At 68.4% G+C, this 21,173-nt stretch carries 18 protein-coding genes; 8 read left to right on the top strand and 10 right to left on the bottom strand.

The genetic code is table 11. From position 1 onward, the window contains the following. The 8 genes from I9P22_RS05865 to proS all read right to left on the bottom strand — a co-directional run bounded on the left by I9P22_RS05865 (position 1) and on the right by proS (position 9,321). Positions 1 to 1,590, bottom strand: a complete 1,590-nt coding sequence (locus I9P22_RS05865; RefSeq protein ID WP_199258427.1) for an AMP-binding protein — start codon at positions 1,588 to 1,590, stop codon at positions 1 to 3. Continuing rightward, on the bottom strand, positions 1,583 to 2,119 hold the full coding sequence (locus I9P22_RS05870) for a serine O-acetyltransferase (RefSeq protein ID WP_233253240.1): 537 nt from the start codon (positions 2,117 to 2,119) through the stop codon (positions 1,583 to 1,585). The genes I9P22_RS05865 and I9P22_RS05870 overlap by 8 nt, the downstream gene beginning before the upstream one ends. Positions 2,120 to 2,218: 99 nt before the next feature. Next, positions 2,219 to 3,271 carry a glycosyltransferase family 61 protein gene (locus I9P22_RS05875; protein ID WP_199258429.1) on the bottom strand — a complete coding sequence of 351 codons (1,053 nt, stop codon included), beginning with the start codon at positions 3,269 to 3,271 and terminating at the stop codon, positions 2,219 to 2,221. Positions 3,272 to 3,332: 61 nt separating this feature from the next. Next, a complete protein-coding gene (locus tag I9P22_RS05880; protein ID WP_199258430.1) occupies positions 3,333 to 4,505 on the bottom strand; it encodes an SGNH/GDSL hydrolase family protein in 1,173 nt (390 codons plus the stop codon). A gap of 66 nt (positions 4,506 to 4,571) precedes the next feature. Next, positions 4,572 to 5,741, bottom strand: coding sequence for a DegT/DnrJ/EryC1/StrS family aminotransferase (locus I9P22_RS05885; RefSeq protein ID WP_199258431.1), 1,170 nt, complete (start codon positions 5,739 to 5,741; stop codon positions 4,572 to 4,574). After that, positions 5,738 to 6,661: a GDP-L-fucose synthase family protein gene (locus I9P22_RS05890; protein ID WP_199258432.1), complete on the bottom strand. Its 924-nt coding sequence runs from the start codon at positions 6,659 to 6,661 to the stop codon at positions 5,738 to 5,740. The genes I9P22_RS05885 and I9P22_RS05890 overlap by 4 nt, the downstream gene beginning before the upstream one ends. Then, a complete protein-coding gene (gmd, locus tag I9P22_RS05895) occupies positions 6,661 to 7,785 on the bottom strand; it encodes a GDP-mannose 4,6-dehydratase (RefSeq protein ID WP_199258433.1) in 1,125 nt (374 codons plus the stop codon). Before gmd ends, I9P22_RS05890 begins: the two co-directional genes overlap by 1 nt. A gap of 183 nt (positions 7,786 to 7,968) precedes the next feature. After that, a complete protein-coding gene (gene proS, locus I9P22_RS05900; RefSeq protein WP_199258434.1) occupies positions 7,969 to 9,321 on the bottom strand; it encodes a proline--tRNA ligase in 1,353 nt (450 codons plus the stop codon). Positions 9,322 to 9,450: 129 nt separating this feature from the next. Here proS and I9P22_RS05905 point away from each other — a divergent pair, with 129 nt between their 5' ends. The 4 genes from I9P22_RS05905 (at position 9,451) to ppx (ending at position 15,254) form a co-directional block, all read left to right on the top strand. Then, complete coding sequence (locus I9P22_RS05905; RefSeq protein WP_199258435.1) at positions 9,451 to 10,755, top strand: AI-2E family transporter; 1,305 nt, start codon at positions 9,451 to 9,453, stop codon at positions 10,753 to 10,755. Positions 10,756 to 10,758: 3 nt separating this feature from the next. Beyond that, on the top strand, positions 10,759 to 11,448 hold the full coding sequence (locus tag I9P22_RS05910) for a P-loop NTPase family protein (RefSeq protein WP_199258436.1): 690 nt from the start codon (positions 10,759 to 10,761) through the stop codon (positions 11,446 to 11,448). A 31-nt stretch (positions 11,449 to 11,479) separates the two neighbouring features. Beyond that, on the top strand, positions 11,480 to 13,645 hold the full coding sequence (locus I9P22_RS05915; protein WP_199258437.1) for an RNA degradosome polyphosphate kinase: 2,166 nt from the start codon (positions 11,480 to 11,482) through the stop codon (positions 13,643 to 13,645). A gap of 67 nt (positions 13,646 to 13,712) precedes the next feature. Next, positions 13,713 to 15,254, top strand: coding sequence for an exopolyphosphatase (gene ppx / locus I9P22_RS05920; protein WP_199258438.1), 1,542 nt, complete (start codon positions 13,713 to 13,715; stop codon positions 15,252 to 15,254). A gap of 70 nt (positions 15,255 to 15,324) precedes the next feature. On the opposite strand, the gene I9P22_RS05925 is transcribed toward ppx, so the two are convergent. Continuing rightward, positions 15,325 to 16,374, bottom strand: coding sequence for a dipeptidase (locus tag I9P22_RS05925; RefSeq protein ID WP_199258453.1), 1,050 nt, complete (start codon positions 16,372 to 16,374; stop codon positions 15,325 to 15,327). A 524-nt stretch (positions 16,375 to 16,898) separates the two neighbouring features. Here I9P22_RS05925 and I9P22_RS05930 point away from each other — a divergent pair. The 3 genes from I9P22_RS05930 (at position 16,899) to I9P22_RS05940 (ending at position 18,359) form a co-directional block, all read left to right on the top strand. Next, the gene (locus tag I9P22_RS05930; RefSeq protein ID WP_199258439.1) at positions 16,899 to 17,222 is read left to right on the top strand and encodes an antibiotic biosynthesis monooxygenase family protein; all 324 of its coding nucleotides are present in this window, start codon (positions 16,899 to 16,901) and stop codon (positions 17,220 to 17,222) included. Positions 17,223 to 17,337: 115 nt separating this feature from the next. After that, positions 17,338 to 17,973 carry a ParA family partition ATPase gene (gene parA, locus I9P22_RS05935; RefSeq protein ID WP_199258440.1) on the top strand — a complete coding sequence of 212 codons (636 nt, stop codon included), beginning with the start codon at positions 17,338 to 17,340 and terminating at the stop codon, positions 17,971 to 17,973. Between the two features lie 95 nt (positions 17,974 to 18,068). Next, positions 18,069 to 18,359: an I78 family peptidase inhibitor gene (locus I9P22_RS05940; RefSeq protein ID WP_199258441.1), complete on the top strand. Its 291-nt coding sequence runs from the start codon at positions 18,069 to 18,071 to the stop codon at positions 18,357 to 18,359. Between the two features lie 70 nt (positions 18,360 to 18,429). Here the strand turns inward: I9P22_RS05940 and uvrB are convergent, their stop codons facing one another. Next, positions 18,430 to 20,616 carry an excinuclease ABC subunit UvrB gene (gene uvrB, locus I9P22_RS05945; RefSeq protein ID WP_199258442.1) on the bottom strand — a complete coding sequence of 729 codons (2,187 nt, stop codon included), beginning with the start codon at positions 20,614 to 20,616 and terminating at the stop codon, positions 18,430 to 18,432. A 179-nt stretch (positions 20,617 to 20,795) separates the two neighbouring features. On the opposite strand from uvrB, the gene I9P22_RS05950 reads away from it, so the two are divergent. Continuing rightward, positions 20,796 to 21,107, top strand: coding sequence for an ETC complex I subunit (locus tag I9P22_RS05950; protein ID WP_199258443.1), 312 nt, complete (start codon positions 20,796 to 20,798; stop codon positions 21,105 to 21,107). Positions 21,108 to 21,173 lie beyond the last annotated feature (66 nt).

Raw genomic sequence — 21,173 nt, forward strand, 5'->3', positions numbered from 1 at the left:
TCATGCCTTCTGTCGTTCCTGCGAGGGGGCGGCGGCCTTGGCTGCCGAAATGATGGCGGGGCGATCCAGCTTGCCGCTGGCGGTGCGCGGCATGGCGCCGTCCCAGCGATGGATCCGCTGCGGACGCATGTAATGCGGCATGGCGCGGGCGCAATGCGCGGTGAGCGCGGCCTCCTCCGTCTGCGGCAGATAGGCCACGGCCACGTGAACCGCCTGGCCCAGATCGGCATCCTCGACCCCCCAGGCCACCACATCGGCGACCAGCCCGCTTTGCGCGATCGCGTCCTCGACCTCGGTGGGCGACAGGCGGAAGCCCAGGGTCTTGATCATCTCGTCCATGCGGCTGACGAACCAGAGATCGCCGTCCTCGTCCACGCGCACCAGGTCGCCCGACCAGACCACCGGCTGATCGCCCAGGATATGCGCAAGCTCGGGGCAGGGACGGATCTTCTGCGCCGTCACCTCAGGCTTTTCCCAATAGCCCATGCTGACCAGCGGCCCGGCATGGACCAGCTCGCCCTGCTCGCCCGGCCCGGCGATGCCCTGGCCGTGCTTGACGGCGAAGACCTGGGCATTGGGGATCTGCCGGCCGATCGAGCCCATCTTGGCAGCGAATTTCGCCGGCGGCAGGTAGGTCGAGCGGAAGGCCTCGGTCAGCCCGTACATCAGGTAGATGTCCACGCCCGGAAACACCCGCGGCAGCGCCTGCAGGATGTTCGGGGGGATCTTGCCGCCGGTATTGGTGATGCGCCTCAGCGCCGGCAGTTCGGCCGGATTTTCCAGCAGCAGCCGCACGATCTGGTTCCAGAGCGGCGGCACCCCGGCGATGCCGGTCACCGCCTCGGCCCGCGCCATGCGCACGATCTCGGCCGGCATGGTCAGCGGCTGGTGGACGATGGTGCCGCCGACCAGCAACATGGTGGTCAGCTGGTTCAGCCCGGCATCGAAGCTGTAGGGCAGGACCGAGAGCAGCCGGTCGCCTTCGTCCAGCCCCAGGTATTGCGCGACCGAGATCGCGCCGACGCGGATGTTGCGGTGCGACAGCATCACCCCCTTGGGCGCGCCGGTCGAGCCCGAGGTATAGATGATCATCGCCAGCCCTTGCGGGTCGCATTCGTCGGGCGCGGAGCCGCGGTCGGCCGGCAAGGCCGCCCACGGGTCCGCGCCCTGGACAAGGCCCTCGGCCTTGCCCTGAACCAGGTAAGCCGTGCCCTCGGGCAAGGCGTTCTCTCCCGCAAGGCCGTCCAGCGCGTTGCGGGGCAGGATCACCGCCCGCGCGCGGCAGTCGCGGGCGACATAGGCCAGCTGCGCGGCGGTCCAGCGGATGTTCACGTTGACGACCACCGCGCCGATCTTCCAGGCGCCGAGCATGGCCGCGGCCTCGTCGATGCCCTTGCGCAGGTGCACGATCACCCGGTCGCCGGGGCGGATGCCGCGCCGGGCCAGCCAGTCGGCCACGCGCCCGGCCTCGGCCGCAAGTTCGGCATAGGTCGCCGAGCGGTCCCGATCCACCGCCGCCAGCTTCCCGGCACGGGCAGGAAGGTTGTCGGCCAGCAGGCGCCACATGCAGCGGTCGAAATCCTCACTCATTCTCGGCGGCCTTCTTCCTGGCGGCAAAGATCGGCAGGCTGGGATAGATCCGGGCCGGCGAGCCGATCACCACCGAATCCGAGGGCACGTTGGTCGACACCGCCGTGTTGGCGCCGATCCGCACCCTGTCGCCGATGCGGATGGCGCCCAGCACGGTCGAATTCACGCCGATGAACACGTCGTCGCCGATCACCGGCGCGCCGGGGCGCATGTTGGTGCCGATGGTGACGTTGTGCATGACGCCGCAGCGGTCGCCGATCACCACATCGGGATGGATCGAGAGCGAGCCCTCGGCGTGGATGATGTGGAAATCCGCGCCGATCCTGACCTGCGGCGGGATCCAGACCTTGGTCACGTTGAGGATGAACAGCTTCATCAGCGCATAGGGCTTGCGCGCCAGCCAGCGCAGCGCCGGGTTCCGCAACCCGATGGCCCAATGCCCGTATCGGTAGATCGCCAGCGAGACGAAGGCCGGGTCCGTCAGCGAACTGCCATGTCTCCTGTAGTCATCCCTGAGGGTTCTGAACATCACCACGCACTTGCTAATCAATTGGGCAGGAAAATCTGGCTACCGGACCCATATTCCAATGTCTTGCGAGAAACTCAACCTGACTGTTAGGACGGGTTTTCAGGGTTCGGTATCCGCGATCAGATCCAGCGTGCGGCGGATCTGGTCCCATTCCACACGATAGCCGCCGGCGGTGCCCGAGCCCACGACCATGGCATAGCGCTGCTGCCAGCAATCCGTCAGCAGCTTCAGCGAGGTGGTCACCCGGTCCGCCGGCTGCAGGGTCAGCAGCGTGCCGCCGGGCGGCATGGCGATGACGCCATGGGCGAGCTGGCTGCCCTCGACCCCCACCACCAGCCGGGCGGCGCCCGCCGCCTCGGCCATCTGGTCGGCGTCGTGGCGGTCGATATAGAGCGTGCGGAAGCCGTATTCGGCCTCCAACCGCTCGGCGATCTCGGCCTCGTTCTCCAGGATGCGGGCATCGCCGCTGGCGCCGCGGAAGATGAAGACCCCGGGCAGCGGCTCCAGCGCCCGGTCCTTGAGGATGCGGGCACGATTCTCTTGTGCGCGGGCGCGGCGGTGGCTGTTGTTGTGCAGGTCGTCGAACAGGATCAGCTCGTCGAAATGCACATCGCTGATGCGGTGCGGGGCCATGCCCAGCAGGGCCTCGTAGCGCGCGATATGCCCGCCGCGCACCGGGGCCGAGGTGACCGGCGCCCCGGCCGTCTCGGCCAGGCGATAGGCCAGGCAGTCGTTCAGCAGCCAATTGCCGAACCAGCGGTTGCCGATCCAGCTTTCGTAAAGCGCGCCGGACCGGGTTTCGCGCGGCCGCGGGTAGGTCAGGCCGGAATGCCTGCGCTGGCGCAGGTGGCGCTCGGCCCCGCGCGCATGCAGCACGCCATCGACGAAATCCACGTCGCGGAAACGATAGCCCATGGTCGGCGGCGTGGCCTCGGCCGGATCGCCGCGCATCTGCGCCAGGATGTCGGGCAGGCCGCCGAATTCGGTCCGGGCGATATGCTCGGCCTGGTCGGGCAGCCAGATCCCCGGCGCGATCTCGACCACCTCGGCCGGGCAGATCTCCCAGCGGTCGACGGCAGTGTCGAAGAACGCCGCCCGGCCCAGACCGAAAAGACGACGCAGGCGGTTATGGATCGGTCTGAGGGAATGCATGGCGTCTCGGCTGGCGGGATCGGGGCAAGTTTAGGGGGCGAGGCGAAAGGCGCAAGCGGGATCAACCGCTTCCGGGAAAATCCTCCACTTTCAGGACCTTGATCAGCGTTTCGGCGATCATGGCATGGTCCCTGGCCGCAGGGTGCCACAGGCAGGCCTTGCGACGTAGGCTGCCCAGGATCACCAGCCGGTTGGCCATGCCCCGGGCGGTCAGCTGTGCCGAGACGCTGCGATGCGCCTCGACCAGTTCGGGGCCGTATTCGCCGAAGGCGAGAAGCACGATCAGCGCCCCGGGATTTTCCCGCAGGCGGGCGGCGGCGAAATCGGCCAGCGCCGGGGCGAAATCGTGGCGAAGCTGGTTCTTGTCTGTCCAGCGCTCGCCCGGGGCCAGTTCGGAGCCGAAGACGTTCGAACCAAGCGCGATGACGACGATGTCGGCCGGGCGTTGGGGCAGGGCGGCCGCCGCGGCATCCCCCGGCAGCGCCCGCGGATAGAGCCGCTCCATGGTGCGGTCGGGATCGGTGCCGTCGTAATTGCGCAGAAGCCCGATGCCCGAGCGGGCGATCATCCGGTAATCGGCGCCGAGCGCCGCCGCCAGCTGCGGGCCGAAGCTGCGGCTGGTATCGGTGGCGGCATAGATCTCCTCGGGGCTGCAATCGCGGTGCTGGGCGGTATTGGCGAAGCCGACCGTGTCGGAATCGCCGATGAACTCGATCAGCCGCCCGGGCGGCGGCGGCGGCAGGGCCCGGGCCGAGCCGTCGAGGAAGAAGCCGCCGAACAGCGCCGGCCCCCGCGATTCGCTGATCTTTTCGGCGCGGATCACATGCGGGCCGGGTGCCAGCCCGTCGATGCGCAGATCCTGCCGGCCGGGGCGCGAAAGCTCGACCGCCCGGCCGTCCAGCACCACCCGCCAGCGATTGACCGCATCGCTGAAGCGCAGGGTGATGCCGGTGCCCTCGAACCGGGCCGAGGCATGGAATCCCGGCCATTCGTGGCGATAGCCCCGGCCCGCGGGACCGGGGGCGGCGCGCCCCGTCACCTCGGCGGTCAGGGCGGTGAGGCCGGGTCGCTGCGGGACCAGACGGGCCTGGAAGCCCGCGCCCTCGGCCAGGCTGATGCGCGGCACCGGCACCATCGGCCGGGCCGGCCGCGGCCAGGCGAAGAAGCCGACCATCGCAACCAGCGCGATGCCAAGCGCCATGACGCCGATCGTCCTGATTCGTCCTGCCCGCATGGAAACCAACACACCTGCCGCTGCCACGATCCTGACCGAAACCGGGCGGCAAATCCAGCCATGCCGTCAGCCGCGGAACCGGGCCAGAACCCCGATCGCCTCGCGGATGTCGTAATGGTGATTGCCGATGAAGAAGCCCTGCCGGTCGATCTCCTCGGCATGGGTCATCAGCCCGTGCAGGCGGTGATCCATCATCCGCAGCACGGGATTCTTGGTGAAATTGCCGCTGACGATGGGCCGGGTCTCGAAACCCAGCGCCCCCAGCCGGGCCAGCACCGCGCGCCGCGTCAGGCCGGTTTCCGGCCGCAGCATCAGCGCAAAGCCGAACCAGCTGCTTTCGCCGGTCTCGCGCTGGATGCGGAACAGCGGGTGATCCGCCATCGCCTCGACCCAGCGGGCGCCGTTCTCGCGCCGCCCCGCGATCAGCCGCGGCAGCTTTTCCAGCTGCGCCCGCCCCAGCGCCCCCGACATCTCCAGCGGCCGCAGGTTGTAGCCGGGCAGGACGAAGCGAAAGCTCTCCTCGAAGGGATCGTCGCTCTTCTCGCCGGTCACGCGGTTGAATTTCGGCAGGTTGCGCGTCCAGCCATGCGCCCGCAGCGCCAGCAGGATGTGGTAAAGTTCCTCGTCATCTGTGACGACCAGCCCGCCCTCCATGGTCGAGATGTGATGCGAGAAGAAGGTGGAAAACGCCCCCATCACCCCGAATGTGCCGCATTGCCGGCCGTCGAACCTGGCGCCCATCGATTCGCAATTGTCCTCGATCAGCACGATGCTGCGCTCGCCGATCAGCGCCCGGATGGCGTCGAAATCATTGGGATTGCCCAGCAGGTTCACCGCCATGATCGCACGGGTGCGGGGGCCGATCGCCCCGGCCAGCGCCGCCAGGTCATAGTTCAGCGTCTCGGGGTCGATATCGACGAATTTCAGGTGCAGCCCGTATTGGTGCAGCGGAAAGAAGGTGGTGGACCAGGACACCGCCGGCACGATCACCTCGTCCCCCGGCATCAGCCGCAGGGCGGGGTTCTGCGTATGGCGCAGCGCCGCCACCATGGCGAGATTGGCCGAGGAGCCGGAGTTCACCATCACCGCGTAACGGCTGCCGGTGAAGCGGGCGAATTCCGCCTCGAAGGCCGCCACCTCGGGGCCCATGGAAAAGCGGTCCGAGTCGATCACCCGCTGCAGCGCGGCCCGTTCCGCCTCGTCCCAGCTGGAAGTGGCAAGGGGGAAGCGGCTCATGGCTGGTGCTCCAGATACCAGGCATAGGTGGCGGCGATGCCCTCGCGCAGGCCGGTTTGCGGCGCCCAGCCCCATTCCGTCTGTCGCGCCACGGACAGGAGCTTGCGCCGCATGCCCACCGGCTTGCCCAGGTCGTGGGTGAAGCGGCCCTGCCAGCCGATCACCTCGGCCACGATGCGGTAATAGTCGTCGATGGCGTGATCGTCCCCCGGGCCGACATTCATCACCGGCGGCAGCGCCGAGGGATCGGCCAGCGCCCGCAGGATCGCCTCGGCCAGGTCGCCGGCATACATGAACTCGCGCCGCGCCGTGCCGTCGCCCCAGATCTCGACCGTAGCGTGACCCTCGACCCGGGCGCGGTGGATCTTGTGGATGATGGCCGGCAGCAGGTGCGACTGCCGGGGGTCGAACGTGTCATGCGGGCCGTAAAGGTTGCAGGGGATCAGCGTGCGCCATTGCAGGCCGCGATCCTCGCGGCAGGCATAGTCCACCAGCCGCATCGCCAGGATCTTGGCCAGCGCATAGCCTTCGTTGGTGGGTTCCAGCGCGCCGGTCAGGATCTGCTCCTCGGACAGGTCGCGGCCCAGGTCGCGCGGATAGACGCAGCTCGAGCTTAGGTTGATCAGCACCGGCACGCCCGCCTCGCGGCAGGCGGTGACCAGGTTCAGGCCGATGCGGGCATTCTCGGCCAGGAACCGCACCGGCTCGGCCATGTTGGCCTGGATGCCGCCGACCAGGCCCGCGGCATGGACCACCGCATCGGGGCGATGCCGCGCCAGCCAATCGCGCAGGGCGCGGGCGTCGCACAGGTCCAGCTCGGCCCGCGCGGGCGCCAGCACATCCCAGGCGGCGATGCCCGGATGGGCGCGCAGGTTGCGCCCGACCATGCCGTTGCCGCCGGTGACGAACAGCCGCGCCATCAGCGCCCCTCGGCCGAGGCCGGCAGGCCCAGCCCGTGACGCTTCAGCAGCGCATGGCGGCGCGCCGCCTGCAAGTCGGCGGCGACCATCTCGGCGATCATCTCGCGCAACCCGGTCTCGGGCCGCCAGCCCAGCCGCTGATGCGCCTTGGCGGCGTCGCCCAGCAGGCTGGCCACTTCGGCGGGGCGGAAATATTTCGGATCGACCCGCATCACCACGTCGCCCGGTCTGACCGCCGGCGCCAGATCGCCCGCGACCGAGGCGACCACCGCCACCTCCTCGAGGCCCTTGCCGCGGAATTCCAGCGCCATGCCAAGCTCCTCGGCCGCCCAGATCAGGAACTGGCGCACGGAATGCTGCTCGCCGGTGGCGATGACATAGTCGTCGGGCGCGTCGCATTGCAGCATCAGCCATTGCATCCGCACATAGTCGCGGGCATGGCCCCAGTCGCGCAAGGCGTCGAGATTGCCCATATAGAGGCATTTCTCCAGCCCCTGGGCGATATTCGCCAGCCCGCGGGTGATCTTGCGGGTGACGAAGGTCTCGCCCCGGCGCGGGCTCTCGTGGTTGAACAGGATGCCGTTGCAGGCAAAGATCCCATAGGCCTCGCGATAGTTCACCGTGATCCAATAGGCATAGAGCTTGGCCACCGCATAGGGGCTGCGGGGATGGAAGGGCGTGCGCTCGGTCTGCGGCGTCTCGCGCACCAGCCCGTAAAGCTCGGAACTCGAGGCCTGGTAATAGCGCGTCACCCCCTCCAGCCCCAGGAAGCGGATCGCCTCCAGAAGCCGCAGCGCCCCCAGCCCATCCACGTCGGCGGTATATTCCGGCGTCTCGAAACTGACCGCGACATGGGATTGCGCGCCCAGGTTGTAGACCTCGTCCGGGCGCACCTCGGCCATGATCCGGGTTAGGTTCGAGCTGTCGGTCAGATCGCCGTAATGCAGAAAGAAGCGCGGCGATGTCTCGTGCGGATCCTGGAAGATGTGATCGACGCGCTGGGTGTTGAAGGACGAGGCGCGGCGCTTGATGCCGTGCACCTCATAGCCCTTGTCCAGCAGGAACTCGGCCAGGTAGGAGCCGTCCTGCCCGGTGACCCCGGTGATGAGCGCCTTCTTCACCATTCATCCTCCTGGCCCGTCTTCTTTGCTCTTCAAATACCCATGCGACCGCGCAAGCTTCGCTGTCCTCTGGGTATTTCCAGAGCAAAGAAGAACGCAGGCGCCGCCCGAGATCGTCTTGCCCGGCGCCTGCCTTCACCGTTTCCCCAACATCCTGCGGCCGCGCCTTCCGCACGGCCGCAGGGCTCATTTCGCCGCGTCGAAGACCGACTGGTAGATCTCCTTCAGCCGCGCCACCGCCTCCTGCGGCGACATCTCGATCGACTCGCCGGTGCGGCGCGCGGTCAGCTCGACCTTGTTCGCGGCCAGGCCGCGCGGGCCGACGGTGATCCGCCAGGGCAGGCCGATCAGGTCCATGGTGGCGAATTTCGCCCCCGCCCGCTCGTCGCGGTCGTCATAAAGCGGGTCAAGCCCCTGCGCCTTCAACTCGGCATAAAGCGCCTCGCAGGCGCCGTCGGTCGAGGCGTCGCCCTGCTTGAGGTTGACGATGCCGACATGGAAGGGCGTCACGCCCTCGGGCCAGACGATGCCCTTGTCGTCATGGCTGGCCTCGATGATCGCGCCCAGCAGGCGGCTGACGCCGATGCCGTGCGAACCCATATGCACCGGCACGCGCTGGCCGTCCGGGCCGACGACCGTCGCCCCCATCGGCTCGGAATACTTGGTGCCGAAATAGAAGATCTGCCCGACCTCGATGCCGCGCGCCTGGCGGCGGCGGGCCTCGGGAACCTGCTCGAACAGCGCCGGGTCGTGGGTCTCGTCGGTGCGGGCATAGCGGCTGGTGAACTCCTCGAGCACCGCCTGGCATTCGGCGACGTTGTCATAGTCGATGGCGCGGTCGCCGAATTTCAGGTCGGTGATCTCGCTGTCGTAGAACACCTCGGATTCGCCGGTCTCGGCCAGCACCAGGAATTCATGGGTATAGTCGCCGCCGATCGGCCCGCCATCGGCGCGCATCGGGATGGCCTGCAACCCCATGCGCTCGTAGCTGCGCAGGTAGCTGACCAGGTGGCGGTTATAGGCGTGCAGCGCGTCTTCCTTGGTCAGGTCGAAATTGTAGCCGTCCTTCATCAGGAATTCGCGGCCGCGCATGACGCCGAAGCGCGGGCGGATCTCGTCGCGGAACTTCCACTGGATGTGATACAGCGTCAGCGGCAGGTCCTTGTAGCTGTTCACATGCGACCGGAAGATGTCGGTGATCATCTCCTCGTTCGTAGGGCCATAGAGCAGGTCGCGCTTGTGGCGGTCCTTGATGCGCAGCATCTCCTCGCCGTAATCGTCATAGCGGCCGCTCTCGCGCCACAGGTCGGCCGATTGCAGCGTCGGCATCAGCATGGCGATATGGCCGGCGCGGGCCTGTTCCTCGTGCACGATCTGCTCGATGCGCCTGAGCACCTTGAAGCCCAGCGGCAACCAGGAATAGATGCCTGCTGCCTGCTGCTTGATCATGCCCGCCCGCAGCATCAGCCGGTGGCTGACGATCTGCGCCTCTTTGGGGTCTTCCTTCAGGACGGGCATGAAATAGCGCGACAGACGCATGGCGAAATCCTCATGGTGGCCGGGACGAGTTAGCGCAGAGCGGATAGCGGGGCAACGCCCTTCCTTGCAAGCGGCGGCGCGACCGTCCACATAGGAACCCGAACGCGGGGACAGGAGCGGAAGACAGCCATGCAATTGCCGGTGCACAAACAGGTCCTGTATTGGGGCGGCGCGGCCCTGGTGCTGCTGCTGGCGCTCTGGGGGCTGGGCAATGCCATCATGCCCTTCATCATGGGCGCGGCGGTGGCCTATCTCCTCGATCCGCTGGCCGACCGGCTGGAGCGGCTGGGGCTGTCGCGCACCGCCTCGGTCGTGGTGATCACGCTCTGCGGCCTGCTGGTGGTGGTGGCGCTGTTCCTGCTGCTGGTGCCGGTGCTGGTGCGCCAGACCACGGCGCTGATCGAGACGGCGCCGCAGATGTTCCAGCAGCTGCAGCGCTTCCTGATGACCCGCTTTCCCGAGATCTTCACCGAGGGCAGCCCGGTCAACACCGCGCTGACCAACATGGGCCAGCAGATCAGCGAGCGCGGCGGCCAGCTGGTCAGCACGCTGCTCGGCTCGGTCATGGGCGTGGTCAGCATGGTCATGCTGGTGGTCATCGTGCCGGTGGTGGCCTTCTACCTGCTGCTCGACTGGGACAACATGGTGGACCGGCTGGATGAGCTGCTGCCCCGCGAGCATGCCGGCACCGTGCGCCGCCTGGGGCACGAGATCGACGCGGCGCTGTCGGGATTCGTGCGCGGGCAGGGCATGGTCATCCTGATCCTGGGCACCTTCTATTCGGTCTGCCTGGGGCTGATCGGCCTGCCCTTCGGGGTGGCGATCGGGGTGATTGCCGCCTCGCTCTCGTTCATTCCCTATGTCGGCGTGCTGGTCGGCGGCGCCACCGCCATCGGCGTGGCGCTGTTTTCCTTCTGGGGCGAGCCGGTCTGGATCGGCGCGGTGATCGCGGTCTTCGTCATCGGCCAGATCGTCGAGGGCAACTACCTGCAACCCAAGATCGTCGGCGGCAGCATCGGCCTGCATCCGGTCTGGCTGATGCTGGCCCTGACCGTCTTCGGCACGCTGTTCGGTTTCGTCGGGCTGCTGGTCGCGGTGCCGGCGGCGGCGGCGCTGGGGGTGCTGGTGCGCTTCGCGGTCGCGCGCTACAAGGAAAGCGCGCTCTATACCGGGCGCGAGGTGCCCTCGCCGCCGCCCCCGCCCACCCTGGTCGAGCTGGTGCCGCGCGGCACCACCGAGCGCGCCCGCCAACTGGCGCAGATGTCGCGCGACGTGGCGGTGGCGCAGATCCAGCGCGAGGAGCACCTGGCGCATCTGCTGGAGGAGCACCAGCATCGCCAGCAGGCCGGCGAGGTGCCGGATGCCGAGGGTCCGCCCTCGCCCTCGGAGCTTTGGGCCGAGGCCCGCGAGAGCCGGGAAGGCAAGGGCGGCTGAACGGTGGCAAGGCAGCTGACCCTGGACCTGACGATGCCTCCGGCATCGACGCGCGATGATTTCCTGATCACCTCGGCCAATCGCGACGCGCTGGCCATGCTGGACGCGCCGGCGCGCTGGCCGCAGGGGCGGCTCTTGCTGATCGGGGCCGGCGGCGCCGGCAAGTCGCACCTGGTCGGCTTCTGGGCGGCCGAGCATGGCGCGCAGCTGTGTCAGGCCTGGACCCTGACCCCCGCCAATGCCGGCGATCTGGTGCACCCTCAGGGGGCGCTGGTCGTCGAGGACGCGCATGAGATCGGCGGCAATGCCGCGGCCGAGCAGGGGCTGTTCCACCTGTGGAACCTGGCGGGCGCCCGGCAGGCGCTGCTGCTGATCACCGCGCGCACGCCGCCGCGCGACTGGGGGGTGATGCTGCCCGACCTGCGCTCGCGGCTGGAAGCGGCGGCGCAGGCGATCCTGGGCCCGCCCGACGACGCATTGCTGCCGGCGGTGCTGGTCAAGCTGTTCGCCGACCGCCAGATCCAGGTCGCGCCCGAAGTGGTGGACTGGCTGGCCCTGCGCATGGAGCGCGACCTGGACCTGGCCCGCCGCCTGGTCGCCGCCATCGACCGGGAATCGCTGGCCGACCGCCGCGCCATCACCCGGCGCCTGGCGGCCGAGCTGCTGGACAAGCTCTGCCCCTCCGACGCATGATCGCCGCGCATTTTTCCCGAAGTTCCGTGACATGACCCAGGCCGATTTCCTGAAATCCCCCTTTCCCACCCCTCGGGCGCTGCCCGAAGGCGCGCCCGAGGGGCCGGCGCGCTTCTTCAACCGCGAGATCAGCTGGCTCGCCTTCAACTGGCGGGTGCTGGACGAGGCCCGCAACCCGCGCGTGCCGCTGCTGGAACGGCTGCGCTTCCTGTCGATCTCGGCCACCAACCTCGACGAGTTCTACACCGTCCGCGTCGCCGGCCTGCGCGAACTGGTGCGCGAGGGCAACACCAACCTTTCCGACGACGGGCTGACCGCGGCCGAGCAGCTGGCCCTGGTCAATGCCGACGCCCGGCGGCTGATGGGCGCCCAGCAGGCGGTCTGGAACGGCTTGCGGCGCGAGATGGAACAGGCCGACATCTCGATCCTGTCGCGCGGCCGCGTTACCCGCGCCGAGGAGGAATTCCTGCGCCGGCATTTCATGGAGCAGGTGTTTCCGGTGCTGTCGCCGCTGGCCATCGACCCGGCGCACCCCTTCCCCTTCATCCCGAACGCGGGCTTTTCGCTGGCGCTGGAGCTGGCGCGGGAAAGCGACGGCCAGCAGATGCAGGCGCTGCTGCCGATCCCCCAGCAGATCGCCCGCTTCGTGCCGCTGCCCGGCGGCAAGCGCTTCCTGCGGCTGGAGGACCTGCTGCTGATGCACCTGCCCAGCCTGTTCCCCGGCTATCGCGACATCGGCCATTGCGCCTTCCGTGTGCTGCGCGACAGCGACCTGGAGGTCGAGGAGGAGGCCGAGGACCTGGTGCGCGAGTTCGAGACCGCGCTGAAGCGCCGCCGCCGCGGCTCGGTCATCCGCCTGAAGATCACCGCCGGCGCCCCCGACCGGCTGCGCCGGCTGATCATGGAGGAACTGGACGTCGATCCCGAGGAGGTGGTCGAGGTCGAGGGCCTGTTGGGCATGGCCGACCTGCGCGAGCTGGTGCTGGACAGCCGCCGCGACCTGCAATGGCCGAGCTTCACCCCCCGCGTGCCGGAACGGGTGCAGGACCATGACGGCGACATGTTCGCGGCCATCCGGCAAAAGGACATGCTGCTGCATCACCCCTACGAGACCTTCGACATGGTGGTGCGTTTCCTGGCGCAGGCGGCGCGCGACCCGGACGTGCTGGCGATCAAGCAGACGCTCTACCGCACCTCGCGCGACAGCCCCATCGTCGACGCGCTGTGCGAGGCAGCCGAATCGGGCAAGTCGGTGACGGCGCTGGTCGAGCTGAAGGCGCGCTTCGACGAGGCCGCGAACATCCGCCAGTCCCGGCGGCTGGAACGGGCCGGCGCGCATGTCGTCTATGGCTTCGTGCAATACAAGACCCATGCCAAGATCAGCACCGTCGTCCGGCGCGAGGGCGACCAGCTTGTCACCTATTGCCATTTCGGCACCGGCAACTATCACCCGATCACCGCGCGGATCTATACCGACCTGTCGCTGTTCACCTGCGACCCGGCGCTGGGGCGCGACGCGTCCAAGGTGTTCAACTTCCTGTCCGGCTACGTCCAGCCCGACGGGCTGGAGAACATGGCGATCTCGCCCATCGACCTGAAAGAGACGCTCTTGAGCCTGATCGCGCGCGAGGCGGAATTCGCCCGACGCGGCCGGCCGGCCGAGATCTGGGCCAAGATGAACAGCCTGATCGAGAAGGACGTGATCGAGGCGCTGTATGCCGCCAGCCAGGCCGGGGTCAGGATCAACCTGGTGATCCGCGGCATCTGCGGCCTGCGTCCCGGCATCGCCGGCCTGTCCGACAATATCCGCGTCAAGTCCATCGTCGGCCGCTTCCTGGAGCATTCGCGCATCGTCTGCTTCGGCAACGGCCATGCCTTGCCCTCGAAACGCGCGCGGGTCTTCATCAGTTCGGCCGACTGGATGGGGCGCAACCTGTCGCGCCGGGTGGAAACCCTGATCGAATGCTTCAACGACACGGTCAAGGCGCAGATCACTAGCCAGATCATGGCCGCCAACATGGCCGACGAGGCACAGAGCTGGCTTCTGCAGCCCGACGGGCGCTATCTGCGCTACCTGCCGGCCGGCCGCGACGACCTGTTCTGCTGTCACAGGTTCTTCATGGAGAACCCGTCATTGTCGGGCCGCGGCAGCGCCGGTGCCCGCGACGTTCCGGCGCTGACGCACTCGACGGATTGACGCAAGGGGTTAATTGCCCCATCCAAGTCGCGCGCGCCCACGAGGTAACGGAATCGAGAGGAACCCGATGAACGGTGTCGTGACCGCTAGCGGAGAAACCATCGAGCCCTTCGGGAGATCGCTGTTCGAGCGGGCATCGGAACGCTCGCTGAGCCGGGTGGGGGTGGTCGATGTGGGCTCGAACTCGATCCGCATGGTGGTCTTCGACGGCGCCGCGCGCTCGCCGGCCTATTTCTACAACGAGAAGGTGATGGCCGGGCTGGGCCAGGGCCTGGCCAGCACCGGCCGGCTGAACCCGGAAGGCGTGCGCCGCGGCATGGCCGCGCTGCGCCGCTTTGCCGTGCTGGCCGACAGCATGGGCATCAAGCCGCTGACCTGCGTCGCCACCGCCGCCGTGCGCGAGGCCGAGGACGGCCCCGCCTTCCGCAAGGCGGTCGAGAAGGAGACCGGGCTGAAGCTTCTGGTCATCGACGGCGAGGAGGAGGCGCGGCTGTCCGCGCAGGGCGTGCTGCTGGGCTGGCCGGATGCGAAGGGGCTGGTTTGCGACATCGGCGGCAACTCGATGGAGCTGGCCGAGGTCGAGGGCGGCAAGGTCGGCCGCCGCATCTCGACGCCGCTGGGCCCGTTTCGGCTGCAGCAGGTCAAGGGCGGCGCCTCGGGCCTGCGCGACCATATCCGCAAGGTGATCGATCAGGCCGCCGCCGCTCTGGGACGCGGGCACGAACAGATCTACCTGGTCGGCGGTTCGTGGCGGGCCATCGCGCGGCTGGACATGGAGCGGGTGAAATACCCGATGACGGTGCTGCACGAATACCGCATGTCGCCCGAGGCGGTGGCCGACACGGTGAAATGGATCGGCGACAAGACCGTGCAGGAAATGCGGGCGATGACCGGCATTTCGCAAAGCCGGATGGAATTGGTGCCGCTGGCCAGCCTGGTGCTGCGCCAGCTGGTCGAGAGCATGAAGCCGAAATCGCTGGCGGTCTCCTCCTACGGCATCCGCGAGGGGCTGCTCTACGAGCAGATGCCCTCGGGGCTGCGCTCGCGCGATCCGCTGATCGAGGCGGCGCGCTTCTCCGAGCGGCAGATGGCGCGCATGCCCGGCTTCGGCAAGAGGCTCTACCAGTTCCTGGAGCCGCTGTTCGGCGACCTGCCGCCCGAGCGTGACCGGCTGGTCAAGGCCGCCTGCCTGCTGCACGACACCACCTGGCGCACCCATCCCGATTACCGCGCCGATGCCTGTTTCGACAACGTGACGCGCGCCAACATGGCGGCGCTGTCGCATCCCGAGCGGGTGTTCCTGGGCCTGTCGCTGCTGCATCGCTACAAGAACAGCCGCACCAATTCGCCCATGGCGCCGCTGTTCGCGCTGCTCTCGGACAAGGAGATCCGCGAGGCCGAGGTGCTGGGCAAGGCGATGCGCTTCGGCGCCATGTTCTCGGTCAAGGATCCGGCCGAGGCGGGGACCTTGAAGCTGCAGCGCAAGAAGGGTGTGCTGGAGCTGAAGCTGACCCGCACCGGCCGGGCGCTGATGGGCGAGGTTGCCGAGGTGCGCTTCCGGGCGCTGGCCGATGCGCTGGGGGTGACGCCGGCGGTGACGCAGGGCTGAGCGGCCAAGCGCCCTGGGGGGCCGGCGCCCGGGAAGCGGATCGGCGGCCCGCGGCGGTTCTGGCGGCCCTTCAGGCGCCCCAGGTCCGTTCCAGCACCGAAAGCCAGTTCCTCCAGGCGATCTTTTCCACCAGCGCGCGGCCATAGCCATGCGCCAGCATGGCCTCGATGAGGTCTGGCAGCGCCGCGGCATCGGCCAGGTCCTCGGGCATGTCGGCGCCGTCGAAATCCGAGCCGAGCGCCACGCCGTCCTCGCCCAGCAGCGACAGCAGGTGGTCGAGATGGCGCAGCATGATCTCGAAGCCCCGCATCGGCTCGCGCCGGCCCTCGGGATGCAGGAAGCCCACGGCGAAGTTCAGCCCGACCAGGCCGCCGCTGCCGGCGATCACCCGCAATTGCCGGTCGGTCAGGTTGCGCGAACTGGGCGCCACGGCATGGGCGCAGCTGTGGCTGGCGACCAGCGGCGCATCGGAAAGCCGCGCCACGTCGTCGAAGCCCTTCTCGTTCAGATGCGACAGGTCCAGCATGATGCGCAGCCGGTTGCATTCCTTGACCAATTCCTTGCCGGCATCGGTCAGCCCCGGCCCGGTATCGGGCGGGGACGGGAAGGCGAAGGGCACGCCATGGCCGTAGCGGGTCGGCCGCGACCAGACCGGCCCCAGCGAGCGCAACCCCATCGCATGCCAGAGATGCAGCGCGTCGAGATCGGGGATCGGCTCGGCGCCCTCGACATGCAGGATGGCGGCGATGCGGCCGGCGGCCATGGCGGCGCGGATCTCGGCGGCGCTGCGGCAGATCGCCAGTGTGCCGGTCCGCGCCATCGCCATCAGTTGCCCGGCCTGGGCCAGGGCATGGGGCAGGGCCTCGACGGCCGGCACCTCGGGCGGCAGGGGCAGGGCGAAGGGCGGGTTCTTCTTCAGCATCGCTGCCAGCGCGTCGTCGGGGCCGGGCGGCGAGGGCGTCCAGATGGCGAAGAAGCCGCCCGCGAAGCCGCCCGCCCGCATGCGCGGCAGGTCCAGATGGCCGCTACCGTCGCCTTCCAGCCAGAGCCGGTCGCGCCCGGGCCCTGCCGCCACCATGCGCTGCAGGAAATCGTTGTGACCGTCGAAGACCGGAATCATGCTCATGTCCTTTCGCCTTGCGCGGCGCAACATGCGCCGGTTGCGCGCGCGCCGCAAGCCGCGGGGGATGCGGCGCGTTGCGACCGGCCGGGGAGGCGTCTGGACAGGACAGGCACGAGCACGGGCAAGGGCACGGGGAAGCCGGCGACGAGGAGGTCGCACAGGCATGGCCGCGCAGCGGGCGGGATGGCCGAGCATCGCCGGAAAGGCGGCCCGGACGCGAAGACCGCGCCGGCAAGGGGTGCCGGGCAGACGCGCCGCGGCCTGGAACTCCGCTGCGTGCACGAGCTCGACCGGATCTTCTTTCGTCGCTGGCGGCTGGACGGCGGCTGGCTATCCGGGCCGAGGCCGGGCGGGCGCTGGAGATCTTCCACGACAGGCTGGCCCGGCAGACGCGCCTGGCGGTGACGGACCGGCTTTATCCGGGGCTCGGGCATCTGTGCCTGCAGCGGGGCAGAAAACCCCCTTCCCTCGGGCCGGGACTGCGCTAAGCTGAAGCGGCAGCGAGGCAGGAGACCCAGCCAATGACCCGGATCGCAAAGGAATTCGACGGCCAGACCGTGATCTGCACCTTCGAGGTGACGCCCGGCTCGGCGCATGACGTCATCGACGCGCTGAGCGACGCCTATCAGCATGTGATCAGCCGCCAGCCCGGCTATATCTCGGGGGCGATCCATCTGAACGACGCGCAGACTCGCATCGCCACCTATTCGCAATGGCGCGACCGGCGCGACTATCAGGCCATGCTGCGCAGCCCCGAGATGCGCGAGAGAAACCGCGCCATCGCCGCCATGTGCCGGCATTTCGAGCCGGTGATGTACGAGGTGATCGACACCTGGCAGGCCTGAGGCGCCCGGCGATGCTGCAGCTGCGAAAAAGCCTCGCCTTGCGCGCGTTTCGCCCCTAGTCTGGCGGGAAACGGCCCGCAGCGCCGTGCGGGCCAAGGCTGGAACGGAGGGGCTCATGGCAGGACGCATCATCACGGTTGCCCAGCAGAAGGGCGGCTCGGGCAAGACGACCATCGCGGTGAACCTGGCGGTGGCGCTGCGCGGGCGCGGGCATTCCGTCGCGCTGCTGGACACCGATCCGCAGGGCAGCATGGGGCGCTGGTTCCTGGAACGGCTGGGCCGGCTGGGCGAGGACGAGGCGCTGGACTTCTCGACCTCCTCGGCCTGGGGAGCCAGCTACGAATCCGACAAGCTGAAGAAGCGCTTCGACTACGTCATCATCGACACGCCGCCCAAGATCGACAGCGACCTGCGCCCGGCGCTACGGGTGGCCGATCTGGTGCTGGTGCCGGTGGCGACCAGCCATGTCGACCTCTGGGCGACAGAGGGGGTGCTGGACCTGGCCCGGCGCGAGAAATGCGACATGCTGATCGTGCTGAACCGCACCCGGCCGCATACCCGCCTGGCGGTGGAGGTGGCCGAGAAGGCCGAGGAACTGGGCGCCGAGGTGGCCGGGTCGCAGATTGCCAACCGCGTCGGCTATGCCGAGACGCTGGGGCAGGGGCTGGGGGCCGGCGACGGGTCGCGCCACGTCCAGGCGCGGGCCGAGGTCGAGGCGCTGACCGACGAGATCCTCGCCCGGCTGCCCTGAGATCGGCGGCGTTCCGCCGAGTTCTCCGGGGACGGGAAACCCGCGCGCGCGCCCTGCGTTGTCGCCGAGTTGTCCGCGTCGAAGGAGACCTTCCCATGAAGCCGATCCTGCCTGTCCTGATGCTTTCCCCCTTGCTGGCGGCGGGCTGCGTGCCGGAACCGACCGCCCCGGAACCCGCCGTCCCGCCCGCGGCTGCCGAGGACGGCTGCGGCGCCAGCCGCTATCTGCCGCTGATCGGCCAGACGGGCCCGACCATCAGCGTGCCGGCCAATACGCCCTATCGCAGCTACAAGACCGGCGATCCGGTCACCATGGACTTCAATCCCGCCCGGCTGAACTTCGAGCACGACGAGACCGGCAAGCTGGTCCGGGTGAGCTGCGGCTGACGCGGCGCCCGGCGTCGCGGCCGCATGGGTATTTGGGCAACGAAGAAGGGGCCGGCGCCGGCCTTGCGGGTCAGGATCGCCGCCGGGGCCGCTTGTTGCCGCCGCGCTGCCCGGCGCGGCCGGCGGTCGAGCGGCCCGAGGATTTCACCGCCGCCTCGGCCGCCTCCTCGATCGCCGATTGCCGGGCCAGAGGGTCGTCGGCGACGGCCAGTTCCACCGCCTCGAGCCGCTTGACCTCATCGCGCAGCCGGGCGGCCTCCTCGAATTCCAGGTTCTCGGCCGCCTTGCGCATCTGCGCCCGCAGCGCGTCCAGATGCGCGGCGAGATTGGCGCCCACCAGGGGCTTGTCGATGCGGGTGGTGATCCGCGACTGGTCGGTGTCGCCCTGCCAGAGCCCGGCCAGCACGTCCTCGACGTTCTTGCGCACGGTCTGCGGGGTGATGCCGTGTTCGAGGTTGTAGGCCATCTGCTTCTGTCGCCGGCGCTCGGTCTCGGCCATGGCGCGCTCCATGCTGCCGGTGATGCGGTCCGCATACATGATGACGCGGCCGTCGGCGTTGCGCGCCGCCCGGCCGATGGTCTGGATCAGCGAGGTTTCCGAGCGCAGGAAGCCCTCCTTGTCCGCATCCAGGATGGCGACCAGCCCGCATTCGGGGATGTCGAGCCCCTCGCGCAACAGGTTGATGCCGACCAGCACATCGAAGGCGCCGAGCCGCAGGTCGCGCAGGATCTCGATGCGCTCGATGGTGTCGATGTCGCTGTGCATGTAGCGCACGCGGATGCCCTGTTCGTGCAGGTATTCGGTCAGGTCCTCGGCCATGCGCTTGGTCAGCGTGGTGACCAGCGTGCGCATGCCTGCGGCCGAGACCTTGCGCACCTCGTCCAGCAGGTCGTCCACCTGCATCTCGACGGGCCTGATCTCGATCTGCGGGTCGATCAGGCCGGTGGGGCGGATGACCTGCTCGGTAAAGACGCCGCCGGTCTGGTCCAATTCCCATTGCGCCGGCGTGGCGCTGACGAAGACGGATTGCGGGCGCATGGCGTCCCATTCCTCGAACTTCAGCGGCCGGTTGTCCATGCAACTGGGCAGGCGGAAGCCGTGTTCGGCCAGGGTGAACTTGCGCCGGAAGTCGCCGCGATACATGCCGCCGATCTGCGGAACGCTGACATGGGATTCGTCCGCGAAGACGATGGCGTTGTCGGGAATGAACTCGAAGAGCGTGGGCGGCGGCTCGCCCGGGGCGCGGCCGGTCAGATAGCGGGAATAGTTCTCGATCCCGTTGCAAACGCCTGTTGCTTCAAGCATTTCCAGGTCAAAGTTCGTGCGCTGTTCCAGCCGCTGGGCTTCCAGCAGCTTGCCCTCGTCGGTGAGTTGCTTCAGCCGCGCCTGAAGTTCGGCGCGTATCCCCTTGATTGCCTGCTGCAAGGTCGGGCGCGGGGTGACGTAATGGCTGTTGGCGTAGATGCGGATCTGCTGGAAGCTGTCGGTCTTCGCCCCGGTCAGCGGGTCGAATTCGGTAATGGATTCAAGCTCGTTGCCGAAGAAGTCGAAGCGCCAGGCCCGGTCCTCCAGGTGGGCGGGCCAGACCTCGATCACATCGCCGCGCACCCGGAAGCCGCCGCGCTGGAAGGCGGCATCGAGGCGGCGATATTGCTGCGCCACAAGCTCGGCCAGGAATTCGCGCTGGTCATAGAGCTGGCCGACCACCATGTCCTGGGTCATCGCCGAATAGGTCTCGACCGAGCCGATGCCGTAGATGCAGCTGACCGAGGCGACGATGATCACGTCGTCGCGTTCCAGCAGCGCCCGGGTGGCCGAGTGGCGCATCCGGTCGATGGCCTCGTTGATCTGCGATTCCTTCTCGATATAGGTGTCCGAGCGCGGCACATAGGCCTCGGGCTGATAGTAGTCGTAATAGCTGACGAAGTATTCCACGGCATTGTCGGGGAAGAAGCCCTTGAACTCGCCGTATAATTGCGCGGCCAGGGTCTTGTTCGGGGCCAGGATGATGGCGGGGCGCTGCGTCGCCTCGATCACCTTGGCCATGGTATAGGTCTTGCCGGTGCCGGTGGCGCCCAGCAGCACCTGGTCGCGCTCGCCCTCCATGACCCCGCGGGACAGTTCGGCGATGGCGGTGGGCTGGTCGCCGGCCGGCTGGAACTCGGATTGCATGACGAAGCGCTTGCCGCCCTCCAGCTTGGGCCGGGTCACCTCGGCATGGCGCGCGACGGGGGCGTTGGTGTTGTTGTGGCCCATGGTTTCACCTTTGTTCCTGCCTGGGTGAATCTGGCGCTTTCGCGCCGCGATGCAAGCCCGGCCGGAGCGGATCGGGCGACAATCCTGTCCTTGCGGCAGGAAATCGCGCCCCGGGGATCTTGATCGACCGCCCCGCATCGGGGATAAGGCAGGCAAGCAAGAACAGAGGGTTCCCGCCAATGCTTGTCCGCATCTACAAGCCTGCCCGCAATGCGATGCAATCGGGCGTCGCGCGCACCAAGGAATGGGTGCTGGTCTTTCCGGCCGCCGACCCGCGCGAGATCGATCCGCTGATGGGCTGGACCAGCAGCGACGACACCCAGGCCCAGGTGCGGCTGCGCTTCGAGACCCGCAAGCAGGCCGAGGATTACGCCCGCGAGAACGGGCTTGACTACGAGGTGATCGAGCCGCATGGCCGCGCCGCCAATATCCGCCCCCGCGGCTATGGCGAGAATTTCGCCTATGACCGCCGGGCGCCCTGGACGCACTGAGCGTTCCCCCGGATTCGAGTATTTGCGGAACAGAGAAGGCCGGGGCGCCGCGCCCCAGCCTTCTGC

It is taken from the genome of Paracoccus binzhouensis (assembly GCF_016446475.1).
Lineage (GTDB): Bacteria > Pseudomonadota > Alphaproteobacteria > Rhodobacterales > Rhodobacteraceae > Paracoccus > Paracoccus binzhouensis.

Coding starts and splice junctions, on each gene's coding strand:
- I9P22_RS05915 (WP_199258437.1), top strand. CDS start 11,480: ATGACCCAGGCCGATTTCCTGAAATCCCCCTTTCCCACCCCTCGGGCG.
- I9P22_RS05950 (WP_199258443.1), top strand. CDS start 20,796: ATGCTTGTCCGCATCTACAAGCCTGCCCGCAATGCGATGCAATCGGGC.
- I9P22_RS05925 (WP_199258453.1), bottom strand. CDS start 16,374: ATGATTCCGGTCTTCGACGGTCACAACGATTTCCTGCAGCGCATGGTG.
- I9P22_RS05940 (WP_199258441.1), top strand. CDS start 18,069: ATGAAGCCGATCCTGCCTGTCCTGATGCTTTCCCCCTTGCTGGCGGCG.
- uvrB (WP_199258442.1), bottom strand. CDS start 20,616: ATGGGCCACAACAACACCAACGCCCCCGTCGCGCGCCATGCCGAGGTG.
- I9P22_RS05875 (WP_199258429.1), bottom strand. CDS start 3,271: ATGCATTCCCTCAGACCGATCCATAACCGCCTGCGTCGTCTTTTCGGT.
- I9P22_RS05930 (WP_199258439.1), top strand. CDS start 16,899: ATGACCCGGATCGCAAAGGAATTCGACGGCCAGACCGTGATCTGCACC.
- I9P22_RS05880 (WP_199258430.1), bottom strand. CDS start 4,505: ATGCGGGCAGGACGAATCAGGACGATCGGCGTCATGGCGCTTGGCATC.
- I9P22_RS05870 (WP_233253240.1), bottom strand. CDS start 2,119: ATGTTCAGAACCCTCAGGGATGACTACAGGAGACATGGCAGTTCGCTG.
- gmd (WP_199258433.1), bottom strand. CDS start 7,785: ATGGTGAAGAAGGCGCTCATCACCGGGGTCACCGGGCAGGACGGCTCC.
- ppx (WP_199258438.1), top strand. CDS start 13,713: ATGAACGGTGTCGTGACCGCTAGCGGAGAAACCATCGAGCCCTTCGGG.
- I9P22_RS05885 (WP_199258431.1), bottom strand. CDS start 5,741: ATGAGCCGCTTCCCCCTTGCCACTTCCAGCTGGGACGAGGCGGAACGG.
- I9P22_RS05905 (WP_199258435.1), top strand. CDS start 9,451: ATGCAATTGCCGGTGCACAAACAGGTCCTGTATTGGGGCGGCGCGGCC.
- I9P22_RS05865 (WP_199258427.1), bottom strand. CDS start 1,590: ATGAGTGAGGATTTCGACCGCTGCATGTGGCGCCTGCTGGCCGACAAC.
- parA (WP_199258440.1), top strand. CDS start 17,338: ATGGCAGGACGCATCATCACGGTTGCCCAGCAGAAGGGCGGCTCGGGC.
- proS (WP_199258434.1), bottom strand. CDS start 9,321: ATGCGTCTGTCGCGCTATTTCATGCCCGTCCTGAAGGAAGACCCCAAA.
- I9P22_RS05890 (WP_199258432.1), bottom strand. CDS start 6,661: ATGGCGCGGCTGTTCGTCACCGGCGGCAACGGCATGGTCGGGCGCAAC.